Here is a 17,644-nt window from a genome sequence, read left to right on the forward strand (position 1 = left end):
TCTAGGCCGTTGATGAACCAAGGCCAATCAGGGTCTTGGTATACCAGAAGGGTGGCGCATCGCCAAAGAAACGAACGCCGATTCATGCTTTTCTGCGGCGGTCGGGGCGCATTGAAATCACTAGTGGAACGGCTCCAAGCACCTGATCGGCTGCCGCAGTTCGAACCAGTCCGTTCATGGCGCTGGTGATCGCTCGGCCCGCCTCACGGAGGATATGCGCCTCCTGTACTCCACCCCAGACGGCAGTCCGGCGTGTCGACCCCGCAAGGTGGATCGCCTAAAGCTTCAAGAGCAGCTCATCCGAACGGACGAATCGGAACGCTCGCGACGAGGGGCAGTCCGCGTGATCGCAGGTCTTGATATCAAGGAGATCGCCGAGCTCGCGCTGCTGCTGATCGCAACCGGTGCGCTTTCCGGTTTTTTGGCCGGCGTCTTCGGCATCGGCGGCGGCGCGATTCTCGTACCGGTGTTTTACGAATGCTTTCGTATCGCGGGCGTGCCGCTCGAAGTGCGCATGCCGCTGTGTGTCGGAACGTCGCTCGCGGTGATCATTCCGACGTCGATCCGTTCGTGCCAGGCGCACTACAAGCGGGGCGCCGTCGACTTGACGATCCTGCGCGTCTGGTGGCTGCCGATCATCGTCGGCGTCGTCGCGGGGAGCGTCGTCGCGCGCTACGCGCCGGAGCGGCTGTTCAAGATCGTGTTCGTCGCCGTCGCGTATTCCGCCGCAGCTCGCCTCATCCTCGCGCGCGAGGGGTGGAAATTCGGTGACGACCTGCCCCACGGACAGTGATTGGTGTGTCCCAAAATGCCCGGGCGCACGCTGCGCCGTCATCGCCCGACTTGATCGGGCGATCCAGTATTTCAGAGACAGCTTTGATAGGACCGGGAGGCCGCGGCGTACTGGATGCCCCGGTCGAGCCGGGGCATGACGGCTCGTTGCCTGGATGCTCGTCGTCGCAACGACGCGCGACGGCCTCCTATTTCTTCGCGTAGATATCCTTGTACGTATCGCGCAGGATATTCTTCTGCACCTTGCCCATGGTGTTGCGCGGCAGCTCGTCGACGACGAAGACGCGCTTGGGCATCTTGAACTTTGCCAGGCGCCCGTCGAGTGCCTTCAGCACGGCGGCCTCCGTCACGTCGGCGCCCTTGTTGCAGACCAGCACGGCCGTGACGCCCTCGCCGAAATCGGCGTGGGGCACGCCGATGACGGCGGATTCGATCACGCCCGGCATGGCGTCGATCTCGCTCTCGATTTCCTTGGGGTAAACGTTGAAGCCGCCGGAGATGACGAGATCCTTGCCGCGGCCGAGAATGTGGACGTAGCCCTTGTGGTCGATCTTGCCGAGGTCGCCGGTGATGAAGAAGCCGTCGGGCCGGAATTCCGATTTGGTCTTCTCGGGCATGCGCCAGTAGCCCTTGAACACGTTCGGGCCCTTCACCTCGATCATGCCGATCTCCTCGCGCGGCAATTCCTTGCCGGTCTCGGGCTCGGTGACGCGCACCGAGACGCCGGGCAGGGGGAAGCCGACCGCGCCGGGCACGCGCTCGCCGTCATAGGGGTTCGACGTGTTCATGTTGGTCTCGGTCATGCCGTAGCGCTCGAGCACGGCATGACCCGTCCGCGCCGACCATTCGCGATGGGTCTCGGCCAGCAGCGGCGCCGAGCCGGAGATGAACAGGCGCATGTGCGCGGTCGTCTCCTTCGACAGCGCAGGATTCTGCAGCAGGCGCGTGTAGAAGGTCGGCACGCCCATCAGCACAGTGGCGCGCGCCATCAGCTTGATGATCAGGTCCGGATCGAGCTTCGGCAGGAAGATCATCGACGCCCGCGCAAACAGCGTCACGTTGGTCGCCACGAACAGGCCGTGGGTGTGATAGATCGGCAGCGCGTGGATCAGCACGTCCTTGTCGGTGAAGCGCCAGTAATCGACCAGCGAGAGCGAATTCGACGCCAGATTGTCGTGGCTGAGCATCGCGCCCTTGGAGCGGCCGGTGGTGCCCGAGGTGTAGAGGATCGCGGCGAGATCGTCGTTTGCCCGCGGCACCGTGGCGAATTCACTGCTCGCCTTGTCCGCGGCCTCCGTCAGCGAGCCCTTGCCGTCAGCCCCGAGCGTCTCGACCTTTGCTTTCACCTTGGCGGCGATCGGAGCCAGGCCTTCGGCCTTGGCGGGATCGCAAACCACCAGCGACGGTTCGGCATCGCCGATGAAATAATCGAGCTCGTTCAGCGTATAGGCCGTGTTCAGCGGCAGATAGACCGCGCCGGCCCTGACCGTGGCGAGATAGAGCACGATGTTCGCCACGGATTTTTCCACTTGCACCGCGACGCGATCGCCCGGTTTCACGCCGCGCGCGACAAGCACATTCGCCATCTGGCCGGCCCGCGCGATCAGATCGCCATAGCTGATATGGGCGCCGTCCTGCGTTTCGATCGCGAGGCGCGCAGGGTTATCGAGGCCGTCGAACAGGCGGGAAAACAGATTGGCGTTGGCTGCTTGGTTCATGCAAGATTTCCTCGACCGCAAGGCTGACAAGGCCGGTCAAAACCGAGGGCTGGATTAGCAAAAACCGCCCCAATGAAGCAACGGAGACAGTTTGCATGACCAGATCAGGGAAACGCGTGGCCTGGGTTACGGGCGGCGGCAGCGGGATCGGGGAGGCCGGCGCCGAGGCGCTTGCGGCCGACGGCTGGACGGTGGTGGTCTCCGGCCGCCGGCAGTCGGCCCTGGATGCCGTGGTTGCGAAGATCGCGGGGGCGGGCGGCGTGGCCGAGGCGCTGGCGCTTGACGTGTCCAACGCGGCCGCGGCCCAGAAGGCGGCCGATCACATCGTCGCGAAGCATGGCCGGATCGATCTGCTTGTGAACAATGCCGGCATCAACGTGCCCAGGCGCAGCTGGGAGGACATGGAACTGGAGGGCTGGGACAAGCTCGTCCAGGTCAATCTCAACGGCGTGCTCTATTGCATGCGCGCGGTGCTGCCGACGATGCGCAAGCAGCAGGACGGCTCGATCATCAACGTCTCGTCCTGGGCCGGCCGCCACGTCTCGAAGATGCCGGGCCCGGCCTACACCACCACCAAGCATGCGGTGCTGGCGCTGACCCATTCCTTCAACATGGACGAATGCGTCAACGGCCTGCGCGCCTGCTGCCTGATGCCGGGCGAGGTCGCCACGCCGATCCTGAAGCTGCGCCCGGTGGTGCCGAGCGAGGAAGAGCAGGCGAAGATGCTGCAGCCGGAGGACTTGGGGCGCACCATCGCCTTCATCGCATCGATGCCGCCGCGCGTCTGCATCAACGAGCTCTTGATCAGCCCGACGCATAATCGCGGGTTCATCCAGACGCCAAACAACAGGGATTGAGACGAAGTCGCAGCCGCGAATTCTTCATTGCGAGCGCAGCGATGCAATCCAGAAATGTATCCGCGGAGATAGTCTGGATTGCTTCGTCGCATCTGCGCAAAATTGCTTCGCAATTTCGTCGCGAGCTCCTCGCAATGACGATGGGGCCACCACACGGCCTCATCGCCGAATAGTTTCACGCATCACAAAGATTTTTTCCTCGAAACCGCACGCAAACCCTCCCGTAGTTCGGACCAACGACGCGCTGCTGCCTCACGTCAAACTGTCGCAGATGCCGTTGTTGCCCCAACGCAAACGCCGGTCATCGCCGGTCATCACCGAAATCGGGAGTGTCTCCATGTCGAAGCGCATTGCCTATCTCACCGCCGCTGCCTTCAGCGCCCTCGCCATCACCGCTGTTGTCATCGCGCCCGCCCGCGCCGAGGAAAAGACCGTCATGGTCGGCGGCGCCGCGATGTTCCCCTCGAAGAACATCGTCCAGAACGCCGTCAATTCGAAGGATCACACCACGCTGGTGGCCGCGGTGAAGGCGGCCGGCCTGGTGCCGACGCTCGAAGGCAAGGGCCCGTTCACGGTGTTCGCGCCGACCAACGCCGCCTTCGGCAAGCTGCCGGCCGGCACCGTCGACACCCTGGTCAAGCCCGAGAACAAGGCGACTCTGACCAAGATCCTCACCTACCACGTCGTGCCCGGCAAGCTGGAGGCCTCCGACCTCACCGACGGCAAGAAGCTGAAGACCGCCGAGGGCGAGGAACTCACCGTGAAGAAGCAGGACGGAAAGGTCTGGATCGTCGATGCCAAGGGCGGCACCTCGATGGTGACGATCTCCAACGTCAACCAGTCCAACGGCGTGATCCATGTGGTCGATACCGTGCTGATGCCGGCAACGTGACACCTGATACCTCTGTTTCATCCCCGGAGGATGCGGCGAAACAGCGAGCCGGGGAGACCCGGCTCGCTTTATTGTGACCAAAATGCCCGGCGATTCGATTTGCCGGCTGGCGTAACGAAAGCGGAAGCATCGGCGTATATTCGGTAGCAGACGATGTTCAGGACGGAACCATCATGTCGAGCCTCACAGTGACCGACGAGCAGGTCAGCGCCACCAAGGCCAAGGTGATCCAGCCGGTCTGGGTCCGGGTCATGCATTGGACCAATGCATTTGCCATGATCCTGATGATCCTGTCGGGCTGGCAGATCTACAATGCCTCGCCGCTGTTCGGTTTCAGCTTTCCGCGCGAGTACACGCTGGGTGGCTGGCTCGGCGGCGCCCTGCTTTGGCATTTCGCGGCGATGTGGCTGTTGATGATCAACGGCCTCGCTTATCTCGTCACGGGTTTCGCATCCGGCCGCTTCGCCAAGAAGCTGCTGCCGATCACGCCCTCGGGCGTGCTCCACGACGTCAGGGCGGCCCTGACCTTCAAGCTCGGCCATGACGATCTCAGCGTCTACAATTACGTGCAGCGGACGCTCTATGCCGGCATCATCGTTGTCGGCGTGCTGATCGTGCTGTCGGGCCTGTCGATGTGGAAGCCGGTGCAGCTGCATTGGCTGGTGACATTGTTCGGCGATTATCCGACCGCGCGTTACGTCCACTTTTTCTGCATGGCCGCGATCTGCGCCTTCCTCGTCGTTCACGTGCTGCTCGCGCTCTTGGTGCCGAAGAGCCTGCGCGCGATGATCATCGGTCGCTGAGGAGAGAGACATGGCCAAGCGTTCATTCCTGATCCCCGGCGTCGACAAGCGGCTGCTGATCAAGGACTCCCTCAAGGTGATGCCTGATCTCACCCGCCGCCGCTTCATCGCGGGCGGCGCGAGCCTCGGCGCGCTGACGCTGCTCACCGGCTGTGACGTGGTCGATTCGTCCTCGGCCGAGGCCCTGCTGACCAAGATCTCGAAATTCAACGACGCCGTACAGGACTTCATCTTCAATCCCGATGCACTGGCGCCGACCTTCCCGGAGAGCGCGATTACGAAGCCGTTCCCGTTCAATGCCTATTACGATCTCGACGACGCGCCCGACGTCGATGCCGACGACTGGAAGCTCGAGGTGCGCGGCCTCGTCGACGTCAAGAAATCCTGGACGCTTCAGGAGCTCTACAAGCTGCCACAGGTCACGCAAATCACGCGTCACATCTGCGTCGAAGGCTGGAGCGCGATCGGCAGCTGGACCGGCACGCCCTTGCGCGATTTCCTCAAGCTCGTCGGCGCCGACACAAGGGCGAAATATGTCTGGTTCCAGTGCGCCGACAAGGACGGCTACAACTCGCCTTTGGACATGCGCACCGCGCTGCATCCGCAGACGCAGATGACGTTCAAATATGCGAACGAGATTCTGCCGCGCGCCTACGGCTTCCCGATGAAGATCCGCGTGCCGACGAAACTCGGCTTCAAGAACCCGAAATACGTGATCTCGATGGAAGTCACCAACGACTACAAGGGCGGCTATTGGGAAGACCAGGGGTATAATTCGTACAGCGGGAGCTGACGCCTAGGCCGGCCCCACCTTGCGCTGGCACAACGCCAGCACCGCGCCCAATGCCAGCAATGCCGCCGACACGTTCAGCGCGTAACTCAGGCTCCCGAGCGCATCGGTGATCGCGCCAACCAGGATGGGCCCGAGCGTTTGTCCGACGCCAAACGAGATCGTCATCGCCGCGATCGCGGTCGGCCACATCTGCGGCGGATAGTTGAAGCGCACGAAGGCGGTGGTCGAGCCGACCACGGCGAAGAAGGCGACGCCGAACACCACCGCCGAGACCGCGAGCCAGGCCGGCGAATGTCCGAGCACCGGCAGGCCGGCGCCGATCGCGTTGGTGCCGAGGATGATCGCGGTGGCGAGGCCGCCGCGGTCAAGCGCCAGCACACGGCGCCAGGCCCAGGGCGTCACGAAGGCACTCATGCCGATCAGGCCCCAGAATGCGGCTTGCGCCGCCGCACCGCCGCCGCCGTCGCGGACATAGGCGATCATGAAGGTCATGTAGGCGATGTAGCCGGCGCCGAACAGGAAATAGGCGGTGAGATAGATCAGCACGGGAAGCACGGCGAAGGCGGCGTGGCTGCCTTCTGAAAAGCGCGCGCCGCTCTCGATCCGGACCAGGAACAGCGGCACGGTCATCGCGGCCGACAGCAGCGTCATCGCCCACCACACGATCCACCACGAGCCCGGGCCGAAATGCTGCAGCGTGAACGGCGCGATCAGCCCGGAGGCGAGAATGCCGATGCCGGGTCCGGCATAAAACAGGCTCAGCAGGAAATTGGCCCGTTCGGGGCGCGACTGCGCGATGGCCGCGGCCAGCGCGCCGCCGGCGACGAAGCCGGCCGCCGCGCCGAGGCCCAGCACGAGACGCGCCAGGCTCAGCGCGATGAAATTCCCCGTCAGCGCACAGGTGGCGAGCGCGGCGACGCAGGCCAATGTTCCCAAGCGGATCGCCGCCGACCAGCCGACGCGCTGGATCAGCCGGGACGCCAGCAGCGCGCCGATGAGGTAGCCGACGGCGTTGATGGTGTTCATGAAGCCGGCGGCCGAGTAGGACCAGCCGAGATCCTCCCGCATGTCGGGCAGCACCAGCGCATAGGCAAAGCGGCCGATGCCGAGCCCGACGGTTGCGGCCAGCGACAGGGTCAGGATCAGTCGCGCGGGGTGCGCGACGGGCGGGCGATCAGGGGCGAGCAAAGGGTACTCCGGCGCCGCCCAGTGTGGCAGGCCCTGCCCTCCTTGCACAGCCGCGCCGCGGCAATGGTGTCTTGCCAAGCGCGCAAGGCCGCTCTAGCACTCCGGCCGAAATTCACGAGATGCCGTCATGCCCGGCCTTGTGCCGGGCATCCACGTCTTCTGTGTTGTTGAGCCAAGGCGTGGATGGCCGGGTCGAGCCCGGCCATGACGCAACGGAGGAAGAACGACCATGGCGACCCACAAATTGCTGCTGCTCCCCGGCGACGGTATCGGCCCCGAGGTGATGGGCGAGGTGAAGCGGCTGATCGATTGGCTCAATTCGGCCGGGATCGCCAAATTCGAGACCGATTCCGGCCTGGTCGGCGGTTCGGCCTATGACGCCCACAAGGTGTCGATCTCCGAAGGCGACATGGCCAAGGCGCTGGCCGCCGACGCCATCATCTTCGGCGCGGTCGGTGGCCCCAAATGGGATGCCGTGCCCTACGAGGTGCGCCCGGAAGCCGGCCTGCTGCGGCTGCGCAAGGATCTCGCTTTGTTCGCCAACCTCCGCCCGGCCGTGTGCTATCCGGCGCTGGCCGATGCCTCGAGCCTGAAGCGCGAGGCGATCGAGGGCCTCGACATCGTCATCGTGCGCGAGCTCACCGGCGGCGTCTATTTCGGCGAGCCCAAGACCATCACCGATCTCGGCAACGGCCAGAAGCGCGCCGTCGACACCCAGGTCTACGACACCTATGAGATCGAGCGCATCGGGCGCGTCGCCTTCGAGTTGGCCCGGAAGCGCAAGAACAAGGTGACGTCGATGGAGAAGCGCAACGTCATGAAGTCGGGCGTGCTCTGGAACGAGGTCATGACCGCGCTTCACAAGCGCGAATATGCCGATGTCACGCTCGAGCACCAGCTCGCCGACTCCGGCGGCATGATGCTGGTGAAGTGGCCGAAGCAGTTCGACGTCATCGTCACCGACAATCTCTTCGGTGACATGCTGTCCGACATCGCGGCCATGCTGACGGGGTCGCTCGGCATGCTGCCCTCGGCCTCGCTCGGCGAGGTCGACGTGAAGAGCAAGAAGCGCAAGGCGCTGTACGAGCCCGTGCACGGTTCGGCGCCCGACATTGCCGGCAAGGGCCTCGCCAATCCGATCGCGATGATCTCGTCCTTCGGCATGGCGCTGCGCTATTCCTTCGACATGGGCGATCTTGCCGACAAGGTCGATGCCGCGATCGCTGCGGTGCTCGCCAGCGGCCTGCGTACCGTCGACATCAAGTCGGAAGGCAGCACGGCCGCCTCGACCACGCAGATGGGCGAAGCGATCCTGAAGGAATTGCAGAAGCTGCACGCGTAAGGCAGGCGCAGATTCGTAGGGTGGGTTAGCGCAGCGTAACCCACCTCTGCTGTTTCTGCGGAAACCAAGGCGGTGGGTTACGCCTTCGGCTAACCCCACCCTACGGCACCTTCTCCCGGAGCCACTTCATGGACGCCTCACCGCGCCCCAAGATCGCGGAAACCTTCATCCATGAGACGGTGCGCCAGCGCGAGGCGCACATCGGGCGGCGCTGCGAGATTCTCGGCCATACGCGCATCGAATATGCCTGGCTCGGCGACTACTCCTATCTCGGCGAAAACTGCGATGTCGCCGACGCTGTCATCGGCAAGTTCACCGCCATCGCCAATTCGGTGCGGATCGGCGCGCCCAATCATCCGATGGGCCGTCCGTCGCAGCATCGCTTCACCTATGTCCCCGAATATTACGAGGCGAGCGCGAGCCGCGACCGTGACTTCTTTGCCGATCGCCGCGGCGACCGCGTCATCGTCGGCCATGACGTCTGGATCGGTCATGCCGCAATCCTGCTGCCGGGCGTCACGGTCGGCGACGGCGCGGTCATCGGCGCGGGCGCGGTCGTCAGCCGCGATGTCGCGCCCTACACCATTGTCGGCGGCGTTCCCGCCCGCCTCATCCGCAAGCGCTTCGATGGTTCTGTCGCGGATAGCCTGCGCCGCATCGCCTGGTGGGATTGGCCCGATGATCTCATCTTCGAGCGCCTTGCGGATTTCCGTTCCGAGGCGATCGAAGAGTTTTGCCGGCGTTATGATCCCGCGGCCAATGCGTAGGTGGGTTGGCCCTGCGACTGTGCAAAGCGCAGTCCGCATGGTGTAACCTACCGCCTTGATCTCCGCAGCGACAGAATTGGTGGGTTGCGCTTGCGCGAACCCACCCTACGACATCTCGCAAAAACAAAAATGGCCGGGCGCTAGCCCGGCCATTTTGCTTTGAAAGCGACGCCGCTCAGTACAGCGGGAAATTTTGCGGATAGCCGCCGACATCGGCCGGGGTCGACAGCGGCTGGCGATCGATCGGGCGGTTGTTGTTCTCGCGGGCAAAGGACGGATAGCCCACAGCCGGCGGGAAGGCGTAATCGCTGAACTTGCGGTCGCCCGGATTGACCTCGGTGCCGCCGTCGAGCCAAGAGCGCTTGCTCACGTAAATACGGGTCCGGCCCTGCTGGTAGACCGCGTTGGGGCCCGCGGGACCGTAATAGTGCCGGCCACGCTCGTCATAGCGCGGCTTGGTCTTGGTGTCGGCCGACGCCGGCGCAGCAAAGCTCACGGCCATGACGGCGCCCGCCGCAAGCCACGTCGCCAGTTTGTTCGCCGCAAAGAAATTCGAGCTCATCACGTCCCCTTCAGGCGGCGCGCCGCCAGTCGATTTCACCCCATACTAGCCCGGCCGGGGCGGGTGCAACTAGGTCAATTCAGTCACACCGCGCCGGAATAATCGGGCGTGCCGGCAAAAGTTGCATGGATACCAGCGACTTGAGGGTCAAAGCGCGCCGCGCAATTGCGCATTCGCAGCGCCCAGCAGCCAGTCCGCCGAGCCTGTGCCGGCGCAGGAGCGGCGCTTCAGCTCCGCATGGGCGAACAATTCGGCGAGCTTCGGCTCGTTACCCGAGGTGAGCAGCGTCAGCCGGTTCAGGGTGCAGGCGACGGCTGCCCGGCGGGCCGGCATGGTATCGTCCTGGCAGGTGAAGCCGGAGATCTGCAGCGCCGGCTCCTCGTTGCGCTTGAGATAGCCGAGGCAGGACGGCGCCCCGTCCGCGGTGCCCGTCGGCTTGAAGAGGGCGACAGGGCCGAACTTGGTGTCGATCAGGCCGGCCTGCTCGAGCGAGGTCGTCGCGGCCAGGCGCATCTGGACGGCGAGGCCTGATGTCGCCGGCTGCGTCACGTCGAATTCGTTGCCTTCCAGGTAGATCTCGAGCTCGGCCAATGGTCTATCAGCGGGTCTATCGGCATCGCCGGCCCAGCGCATCACGTCGCGCCGGCCGCCTTCGGGATGTCTGAGAATCGTGTAAGATGCTGTTTTCTCTGATGAATCGAGGCGACTGAGGGCAAAGGCCGGATGCGACCGGGACGCCTCGGCCCAGCCGGGCTTCTCCGTGGGCTGATCGTCGCGCAGGTCGGGCAGCTGGCCGAGCCCGGCGAGCGCGAGGATGGCAAACAGCACCAGCGTCCCCACATAGGCGAACAGGCGCGCCAGCGTGCCGACAACCTCGTCGGCGAAATTGGCGAGCGCCAGGTACTGGGTGGGGCTAACGGCCGTGCTGGCCTCAGGCGATTGCATCCACGGCCTACAGGCATGGTCCAACGTTGTCTTGAGGCCGGTTCTCGCATAGAAGCGCTGCTCCTCCTGTTTAAGCGTCAGCTTCAGGAACGGGCTTTTTCATCGGAGAGTGAACGATGGGTTACAAAGTCGCAGTCGTCGGCGCGACCGGCAATGTCGGACGGGAAATGCTCAACATTCTGGATGAGCGCAAATTCCCCGCGGACGAGGTCGTGGCGCTGGCGTCACGCCGCAGCACGGGCGTCGAGGTCTCCTATGGCGACCGCACTTTGAAGGTCAAAGCGCTCGAGCATTTCGACTTCTCCGACGTCGACATCTGCCTGATGTCGGCGGGCGGCGAGGTCTCGAAGGAATGGTCGCCGAAGATCGGCGCCGCCGGCGCTGTCGTGATCGACAATTCCTCGGCCTGGCGCATGGATCCGGACGTGCCGCTGATCGTGCCCGAGGTGAATGCCGACGCGACCGAAGGCTTCAAGAAGAAGAACATCATCGCCAACCCGAACTGCTCGACCGCCCAGCTCGTGGTCGCGCTGAAGCCGCTGCACGAGAAAGCCAACATCAAGCGCGTCGTCGTCTCGACCTATCAATCGGTGTCGGGTGCCGGCAAGGACGGCATGGACGAATTGTTCTCGCAGACCAAGGCCGTCTACACCAATGACGAGCTGATCGCGAAGAAGTTCTCCAAGCGCATCGCCTTCAACGTCATCCCCCACATCGACGTCTTCATGGAGGACGGCTACACCAAGGAAGAGTGGAAGATGATGGCGGAGACCAAGAAGATTCTTGATCCCAAGATCAAGCTGTCTGCCACCTGCGTGCGCGTGCCCGTCTTCGTCGGCCATTCCGAAGCGGTCAATATCGAGTTCGAGAATCCGATCAGCGCCGACGAAGCCCGCGAGATCCTGCGCAAGGCGCCCGGCTGCCTCGTCATCGACAAGCAGGAGCCCGGCGGCTACGCCACCCCGTATGAAGCGGCTGGTGAGGACGCGACCTATATCAGCCGCATCCGCGAGGACGCGACGGTGGAGAACGGCCTCGTGCTGTGGTGCGTGTCCGACAATCTGCGCAAGGGTGCCGCGCTCAACGCGATCCAGATCGCGGAAGTCCTGATCAACCGCAAGCTGATCAGCGCGAAGAAGAAGGCGGCGTAAGAAAGTGTAGGGTGGGTTAGCCCTGCAGATGCGCGAAGCGCATCTGCTCGGCGTAACCCACCACTTCTGCCACCGCGGACACTAAAGAGGTGGGTTACGCCTTCGGCTAACCCGCCCTACAAGAGCTGAGCCTAGACCACGCTCCGCGCGCTCTTGAATTCCTTGGTCGCCTTGTCCAGCACGAACAGCGTTCCCCTCGCGACGCCGAAATAGGCGCCGTGCAGCTGCATCTGGCCGCTTTCGACGGCCTTGCTCACGAACGGGAACGTCATGAGGTTTTCGAGGCTGCGGAACACCGCGGCCTTCTCGATGCGCTCGACGAACTGCGCCATGGTCTCGTGCTCGCGCTGCTCGACGACCTCGCCGGGCTTGATGAACATCTGCATCCATTTGCCGATGAAGTCTCCGGGCGTGAGCGGCTCGATCTTGTCGACGAAGGCGCGGATACCCCCGCACTGGGCGTGTCCGAGCACCACGATGTGCTTCACCTTCAGCACGGTCACCGCATATTCCAGCGCCGCCGAGACGCCATGCGCGTTCTCGTCAGGCTGGTAGGTCGGCACCAGATTGGCGATGTTGCGGACGACGAACAGCTCGCCCGGGCCGACGTCGAAGATCACCTCGGGCGAGACGCGGCTGTCGCAACAGCCGATCACCATCACCTCAGGCGACTGCCCCTTCACCGACAGCTCGCGGTAGCGGTTCTGCTCGGCCGGCAGCCGCTGGGTGGCGAAGGCGTTGTAGCCTTCCAGCAAGGACTTCGGGAATGTGATCATGGCCTATGCCTAACCATAGAGCCGGGCGACGAACAAGCCTTTCGAATAGGCAGGCCAGGTGCTATCGGCTGAGGGTGGAAGAGAGACGAGGAAACCGGAAGGACAGCCAGCCATGACCCGCCCGCGCCGCAGCCATCTGTTCATGCCCGGCTCCAACCCGCGGGCGCTGGAGAAGGCGCGGAACCTCGCCGCTGACGGCCTCATCCTGGACCTCGAAGATTCCGTTGCTCCTGATGCCAAGGCCGCCGCGCGCGACGGCATCGCCGCCGCGATCGCTGCAAAAGGGTTCGGCAAGCGCGAGATCCTGATCCGGACCAACGCCCTCGACACGCAATGGTGGGCCGACGACATCGCGATGGCCGCCAAGGCCTCGCCCGACGGCATCCTGGTTCCAAAAGTTTCAAGCATCGAGGATCTCCAAACCATCGGCCGCGACCTCGCCCGGCTCGGCGCCGCGCCGACGGTGAGGGTCTGGGCCATGATCGAGACCGCGCGCGCCGTGTTACATGCCGAGGAACTGGCGCAGGCCGGTCGCGATCCATCGAGCCGCCTCGCCGGTTTCGTGTTCGGACCGAACGACATCTCGCGCGAGACACGCATCAAGATGCTGCCCGGCCGCGCCGCGATGATCCCGATGATCACGCATTGCATCCTGGCGACGCGCGCCGCCGGGCTCGAAATCCTCGACGGCCCCTACAGCGACATCGCCAACCCCGATGGCTTTGCCACCGAATGCGCGCAGGGCCGCGACCTCGGCTTCGACGGCAAGACGCTGATCCATCCCTCCCAGATCGAGGCCTGCAACGTGATCTTCACGCCGCCCGAAGAGGAAGTCGCGCGCGCCCGAAAGATCATCGCCGCATTCGAGCTGCCCGAAAACGCCTCGCGCGGCGCGATCCGCCTCGACGGCGCGATGGTGGAGCGCCTGCACGCGGACATGGCAAAGCGCACGATCGAGATCGCGGACGCGATCGCCGCGATGGGCAAGGGCTGAGGCCTCAACGCGGGACAGCGACATCCGCTCTTCCGCGCCAAGCGGAAAGCGTCTGTTCGCAAAGAGCAGGCGGCGGTGCCGCCAATTCCTCGCAATACATCCGATCGATCTTGCGCTGCATGAGCGAATAACAATCGCATGCGACCTTCTCGAGCCGCGCCCGATCGATCTCTACGAACCCGCGGCCGTCTGACGGGACTGCGCCGGCCTCGCGCAGCTTGCTCATCGTCAGGGTCACCGTCGTCCGTCGCACCCCAACCAATTGCGCCAGCGCCTCCTGCGTCACTGGAAGCCGGTCATCGGGAACGCGGTCGTGAAGCTGCAGGAGCCACCGCGCCATGCGGCCATCCACCCGGTGCAGCGCGTTGCAAGCGGCGACGTGCTGGAGCTGTAACAATACGGAGCGAGCGTGGACCTGCACGACGTTCCTGATGGCGGCGCTTTGCTCAAAGGCAGCCCGAAACTTGGCGGCGGAAATCAGGGACGCTTTGCCGGCCACGCGAGCAATCGCAGTCACGGATGAAAGCGACGGGCCGAGCACGGAGAACGAGGCCAAGGCGCCTTCCCGTCCCATCAAGGTGGTTGCGACCGTTTGCCCGTCCGGCATATCGAGCATGAAAGCGATTGCGCCGCTGTGAGGAAAATAAACCGGATCGAGCTCATCGTCCGACCGCACCAGGACGGCATCGGGTTCGAACGAGACCTTCTGGAAGTAGGGTGTGAGCAGGCCGAGATCCGCCGGCGGCAACGCCGCCAGTAACCGATTCCCAGTGCCAGCGCGGTGGGCGGTCACGATGCTCTCTTGTGAACGTGCAGCCGATGAACGACGGAAGCCATCGATTTCATTCACCATGATGATCCGGAGATACGAATTGCCGAAGGGCCATCATCCAAACAGAGCCATCGGTCGAGATCAAGTACGGACAATTGCGGTCGTCGCGCCCACGAGCACGATATTGCATTTGTCATACTATTCACGCTCGCGCCGCTCGGCGGCGGTGCTCACGAATGTCGACCATCCCCGCCCATCCAAGCAGGGGATCGATCAGTCCATCCCGCGCGCAACGTGATCTTCACGCCACCCGAGGAAGGCGCGCGCAATATCGTCGCGGCGTTCGATCTGCCGGAAAACGTCCCGCGTGGCGCGATCCGCATCGAGGCGCGATGTGGAGCGCCTGCACGCCGACATGGCCCGCCGCACCATCGAGCGGATGCGATCGCTCTGATCGGGGAAAGGCTGAGGCCTGGCCTGTTCCGCGAGGCTCGATAGTCAACGGAACGCGGCCGGTTGGCGGCTGGAAACGTCGCTAATCCATTGATTTGCCAGATACTGCGGCGCCGCGATGCTTTTGGATCACGTCCGCGCGAATATCCGCCGCGTTTGCTGCCGTTGACTTGCGCAAGGCCTGCGTCGCGAGGTAATTCCAGAACAGTTGGACATATCAGGCCCAACCTTGTGTGAGGTGTTCTCATGACGGCGCTTGCGGAAATCGCTGCTCCTGCCAACCTGGTTGACGAACTCACGGCGCATGCAGTGCGCAGCATCGAGAACGCCGACCATTCCGCGTCTCCGTTCCCCCACATCGTGTTCCGCGATTTCTTCCCCGCGGATTTCTACCGGGACCTGATCCGGAGCGTGCCCACCCAGGGCTACGATCCGATCACCGGGACGGGGACCCGTATGGCGCTGCGCCTTTACGGCGAAAACGTCGACAAGATCGAACCATCGCTGCGCCCCGCTTGGGCTGCCGTGTCGGCGATGCTGACGTCGAAGAGCGTCGAGCAGGCGATACGGAACCGGCTGCATGACGGGCTCGAGATTCGCGCCCGCGGCGACAAGGTCGCCCGAGCCGAGGATCTGACGCTGGTTGCAAAGCCGGTCGTCTATGTCGACAGGGACGGCTACCAGATCAAGCCGCATCCGGACACGCGCAAGAAGGTCGTCACGATGCAGCTCTATTGCCCCGGTGACGACAGCCAGGAAGCGTTGGGAACGACGCTCTATCAGGCGTCTCTCAAGGGATTGCTTCACGTCGGCTCCTATTGCCTCGAGCCCGTGAAGACGATCCCGTTCCTGCCCAATGTCGGATACGCGTTCGTGGTGCTGAAGGCGTATCACACCCTGACCAGGATGAGCTGGCACGGCCGCCCGCCGATCCAGACCGATCGTGACCGGGTGACGATTCTCAACACGTTCTATGTGAACGAGAGCGTCGGCTTCTGATCCCAGCTTGAGCGCGCCGCTTCGGCGCGGCGCGACGTCGGCAATGTGCGCGGACAATGGCGTTCCGCGGCCGCTGCTTTTCCCGTTGCGGTGGTGAAATGGGATGCTACCCTCGGCCGATATTCGATCCGGGTCAGCATTTGATGCGTGTCTTTCAAGCGGCGGTCTTTCTCCTCACGTCATTCTGGTTCGGCCAGCCGGCGCTCGCACAGCAGGCCCGGGTCGCGCTTGTTATCGGCAACAGCGCTTACGAGAAAGTGCCCGAATTGCCGAACCCGACCCGTGATGCGGCGGACATCGGTCGCGCGCTGGAGCGGCTTGATTTCAAGGTCACCCAGATCAAGGACGCGAACGCACAAGACATGAGGAAGGCCGTGGTCGAGTTCGGCCGGTCTGCCGAGGGCGCCGACCTCGCTGTCGTGTTTTACGCCGGACACGGCATGGAGGTTGCCGGCGAGAACTGGTTGATACCCGTCAGCGCGGAGTTGCGCAGCGATACCGATATCGAGGGCGAGGCCATCAGCCTGCGTTCTGTGAGCCTTCAGGTGTCGAAGGCACGGAAGTTGGGCCTCGTGATCCTTGACGCGTGCCGCAATAACCCCTTTGCCGCGAAAATGAAGCGCTCGATCAGCACCCGGGCCGTTGCTCGTGGACTCGCGCCGACCGAACCAACCGACAACGTTCTGATTGCGTATGCCGCCCGGGATGGGACCACGGCAAGCGATGGCGATGGCCGGAACAGTCCGTTCACGGCATCGCTTCTTCGTCACATCGAAACACCGGGCCTCGAGATATCGTTTCTGTTTCGGCGGGTTCGCGATGACGTCATGGCGGCGACCCAGCGCGAACAGCAGCCTTTCGTGTATGGTTCCCTGTCGAAGGAAGAGATTTATCTGAAAGCGCCCGCCGCGAGCGCTCAGGCGCCGGCCGCGTCGACGCCAATGCCCGCAACCGCAACGCCGGCGGAAGACGAGCAGTTCTGGCTGGCGATCCAGACATCGAATGTCGCTGGTCTCTATGAGGACTTTCTGGCGAGGTATCCCCGTAGCAATCATGTCGCGGAAGCACGACAGCGGATCAAGGATCTCAAGGCGATTGAAGCGGCGGCGATATCGGCTCCGACGATCTCTGCGACATCGGATACGAGCGGGCGTCAGGAGACCAAGGCCGCGGATCGCAATCTGTTTACGCCCGAGGATAGCCAAAAAGTAGCGGCCGTTGCAGCAGCTCAGCGACTGGTTTTGCCGGCCTTCACCTTCGCGTCCAGCCTGGACGTCCCGCTCAAATTCGCTTCCGGGCTTGTTGGTGTGTGGTCCAGCAAGCGCGGGTGGTCGAATGGCAAGGGACGCTATGCCATGCTGATCATCACTGACGTCTCCGACACGGGACTGGCAAAGGGATTTTATCTCTGGGGACCGCCGGTAAAGGGATCGTGGACGAAAGACCAGGCGGGCTACCGAGCGTTCGCAGAGTATGTCACGGACAACAAATTTTCGATCAGCGGGACGCCGGTGACGGTCAGGCTGGAGAAGAACGTCCTTGCTCTCTCTTCTTTCAATGATGAGAAGCCGTCCGAAACAGCGAACATGGAGCTTCGTCCGATCTGGCAGCTTGTGTCGGCGCCCAACGACGCGGCGCCCACGGCAAAACACGAGAGAGGCTCCCAGCCTCACGCGGTCAGGAAGGAAAGCAACGCCGGATCGAGTGCGCCCGCGAGTACCGGCGGTGCGACGATGGAAGAGCGCTATCGCGCCTGCCGAAAGCTCGTGAAGGGATTCGCCCAGCGCGACGCGTGCGCGCGAAATGATACGCTCTAGCTCCCGCGACGCGCCGCTTCCAA

General features: G+C 63.7%; 16 protein-coding genes and 1 pseudogene. 11 read left to right on the top strand and 6 right to left on the bottom strand.

Annotated elements, in window-relative coordinates; translation table 11 throughout:
* Nucleotides 1–343: 343 nt before the first annotated feature.
* Nucleotides 344–787, top strand: a pseudogene (locus BM222_RS25360) (sulfite exporter TauE/SafE family protein); the annotation flags it as partial.
* A gap of 193 nt (nt 788–980) precedes the next feature.
* On the opposite strand, the gene BM222_RS25365 reads toward BM222_RS25360, so the two are convergent.
* A complete protein-coding gene (locus BM222_RS25365; RefSeq protein WP_092233849.1) occupies nt 981–2,510 on the bottom strand; it encodes a malonate--CoA ligase in 1,530 nt (509 codons plus the stop codon).
* Between the two features lie 95 nt (nt 2,511–2,605).
* On the opposite strand from BM222_RS25365, the gene BM222_RS25370 reads away from it, so the two are divergent.
* The 4 genes from BM222_RS25370 to BM222_RS25385 all read left to right on the top strand — a co-directional run bounded on the left by BM222_RS25370 (nt 2,606) and on the right by BM222_RS25385 (nt 5,855).
* A complete protein-coding gene (locus BM222_RS25370) occupies nt 2,606–3,367 on the top strand; it encodes an SDR family oxidoreductase (protein ID WP_092233852.1) in 762 nt (253 codons plus the stop codon).
* Between the two features lie 337 nt (nt 3,368–3,704).
* Entirely contained in the window at nt 3,705–4,259 is a 555-nt protein-coding gene (locus tag BM222_RS25375) for a fasciclin domain-containing protein (protein ID WP_092233855.1), read from the top strand.
* A gap of 173 nt (nt 4,260–4,432) precedes the next feature.
* Entirely contained in the window at nt 4,433–5,062 is a 630-nt protein-coding gene (locus BM222_RS25380) for a cytochrome b/b6 domain-containing protein (RefSeq protein ID WP_092233860.1), read from the top strand.
* A gap of 10 nt (nt 5,063–5,072) precedes the next feature.
* Complete coding sequence (locus BM222_RS25385) at nt 5,073–5,855, top strand: molybdopterin-dependent oxidoreductase (protein ID WP_092233863.1); 783 nt, start codon at nt 5,073–5,075, stop codon at nt 5,853–5,855.
* A 3-nt stretch (nt 5,856–5,858) separates the two neighbouring features.
* Here the strand turns inward: BM222_RS25385 and BM222_RS25390 are convergent, their stop codons facing one another.
* On the bottom strand, nt 5,859–7,043 hold the full coding sequence (locus BM222_RS25390; RefSeq protein WP_092233866.1) for a YbfB/YjiJ family MFS transporter: 1,185 nt from the start codon (nt 7,041–7,043) through the stop codon (nt 5,859–5,861).
* 229 nt (nt 7,044–7,272) lie between these two features.
* On the opposite strand from BM222_RS25390, the gene leuB reads away from it, so the two are divergent.
* Nucleotides 7,273–8,385, top strand: a complete 1,113-nt coding sequence (leuB, locus tag BM222_RS25395) for a 3-isopropylmalate dehydrogenase (protein WP_092233869.1) — start codon at nt 7,273–7,275, stop codon at nt 8,383–8,385.
* A 128-nt stretch (nt 8,386–8,513) separates the two neighbouring features.
* A complete protein-coding gene (locus BM222_RS25400; protein ID WP_092233872.1) occupies nt 8,514–9,152 on the top strand; it encodes a DapH/DapD/GlmU-related protein in 639 nt (212 codons plus the stop codon).
* Nucleotides 9,153–9,327: 175 nt separating this feature from the next.
* Here the strand turns inward: BM222_RS25400 and BM222_RS25405 are convergent, their stop codons facing one another.
* Both BM222_RS25405 and BM222_RS25410 read right to left on the bottom strand, forming a co-directional pair.
* On the bottom strand, nt 9,328–9,714 hold the full coding sequence (locus BM222_RS25405) for a hypothetical protein (protein ID WP_092233875.1): 387 nt from the start codon (nt 9,712–9,714) through the stop codon (nt 9,328–9,330).
* 147 nt (nt 9,715–9,861) lie between these two features.
* Nucleotides 9,862–10,659 carry a hypothetical protein gene (locus BM222_RS25410; protein WP_092233877.1) on the bottom strand — a complete coding sequence of 266 codons (798 nt, stop codon included), beginning with the start codon at nt 10,657–10,659 and terminating at the stop codon, nt 9,862–9,864.
* A gap of 116 nt (nt 10,660–10,775) precedes the next feature.
* Here BM222_RS25410 and BM222_RS25415 point away from each other — a divergent pair, with 116 nt between their 5' ends.
* Complete coding sequence (locus BM222_RS25415; RefSeq protein ID WP_092233880.1) at nt 10,776–11,810, top strand: aspartate-semialdehyde dehydrogenase; 1,035 nt, start codon at nt 10,776–10,778, stop codon at nt 11,808–11,810.
* Nucleotides 11,811–11,941: 131 nt separating this feature from the next.
* Here the strand turns inward: BM222_RS25415 and BM222_RS25420 are convergent, their stop codons facing one another.
* Entirely contained in the window at nt 11,942–12,586 is a 645-nt protein-coding gene (locus BM222_RS25420; RefSeq protein WP_092233882.1) for a carbonic anhydrase, read from the bottom strand.
* A 112-nt stretch (nt 12,587–12,698) separates the two neighbouring features.
* Between BM222_RS25420 and BM222_RS25425 the strand changes: the two genes are divergently transcribed.
* On the top strand, nt 12,699–13,580 hold the full coding sequence (locus BM222_RS25425) for an HpcH/HpaI aldolase/citrate lyase family protein (RefSeq protein WP_092233884.1): 882 nt from the start codon (nt 12,699–12,701) through the stop codon (nt 13,578–13,580).
* Nucleotides 13,581–13,584: 4 nt separating this feature from the next.
* Here the strand turns inward: BM222_RS25425 and BM222_RS25430 are convergent, their stop codons facing one another.
* On the bottom strand, nt 13,585–14,433 hold the full coding sequence (locus BM222_RS25430; protein ID WP_092233887.1) for a Crp/Fnr family transcriptional regulator: 849 nt from the start codon (nt 14,431–14,433) through the stop codon (nt 13,585–13,587).
* A gap of 618 nt (nt 14,434–15,051) precedes the next feature.
* Between BM222_RS25430 and BM222_RS25445 the strand changes: the two genes are divergently transcribed.
* Both BM222_RS25445 and BM222_RS25450 read left to right on the top strand, forming a co-directional pair.
* Nucleotides 15,052–15,804: a hypothetical protein gene (locus BM222_RS25445; protein WP_092233896.1), complete on the top strand. Its 753-nt coding sequence runs from the start codon at nt 15,052–15,054 to the stop codon at nt 15,802–15,804.
* A 56-nt stretch (nt 15,805–15,860) separates the two neighbouring features.
* Complete coding sequence (locus BM222_RS25450; RefSeq protein ID WP_092233899.1) at nt 15,861–17,621, top strand: caspase family protein; 1,761 nt, start codon at nt 15,861–15,863, stop codon at nt 17,619–17,621.
* The last annotated feature ends 23 nt before the right edge of the window (nt 17,622–17,644 follow it).

It is taken from the genome of Bradyrhizobium sp. Gha (assembly GCF_900113735.1).
In the GTDB taxonomy this organism is placed as follows: Bacteria; Pseudomonadota; Alphaproteobacteria; order Rhizobiales; family Xanthobacteraceae; genus Bradyrhizobium.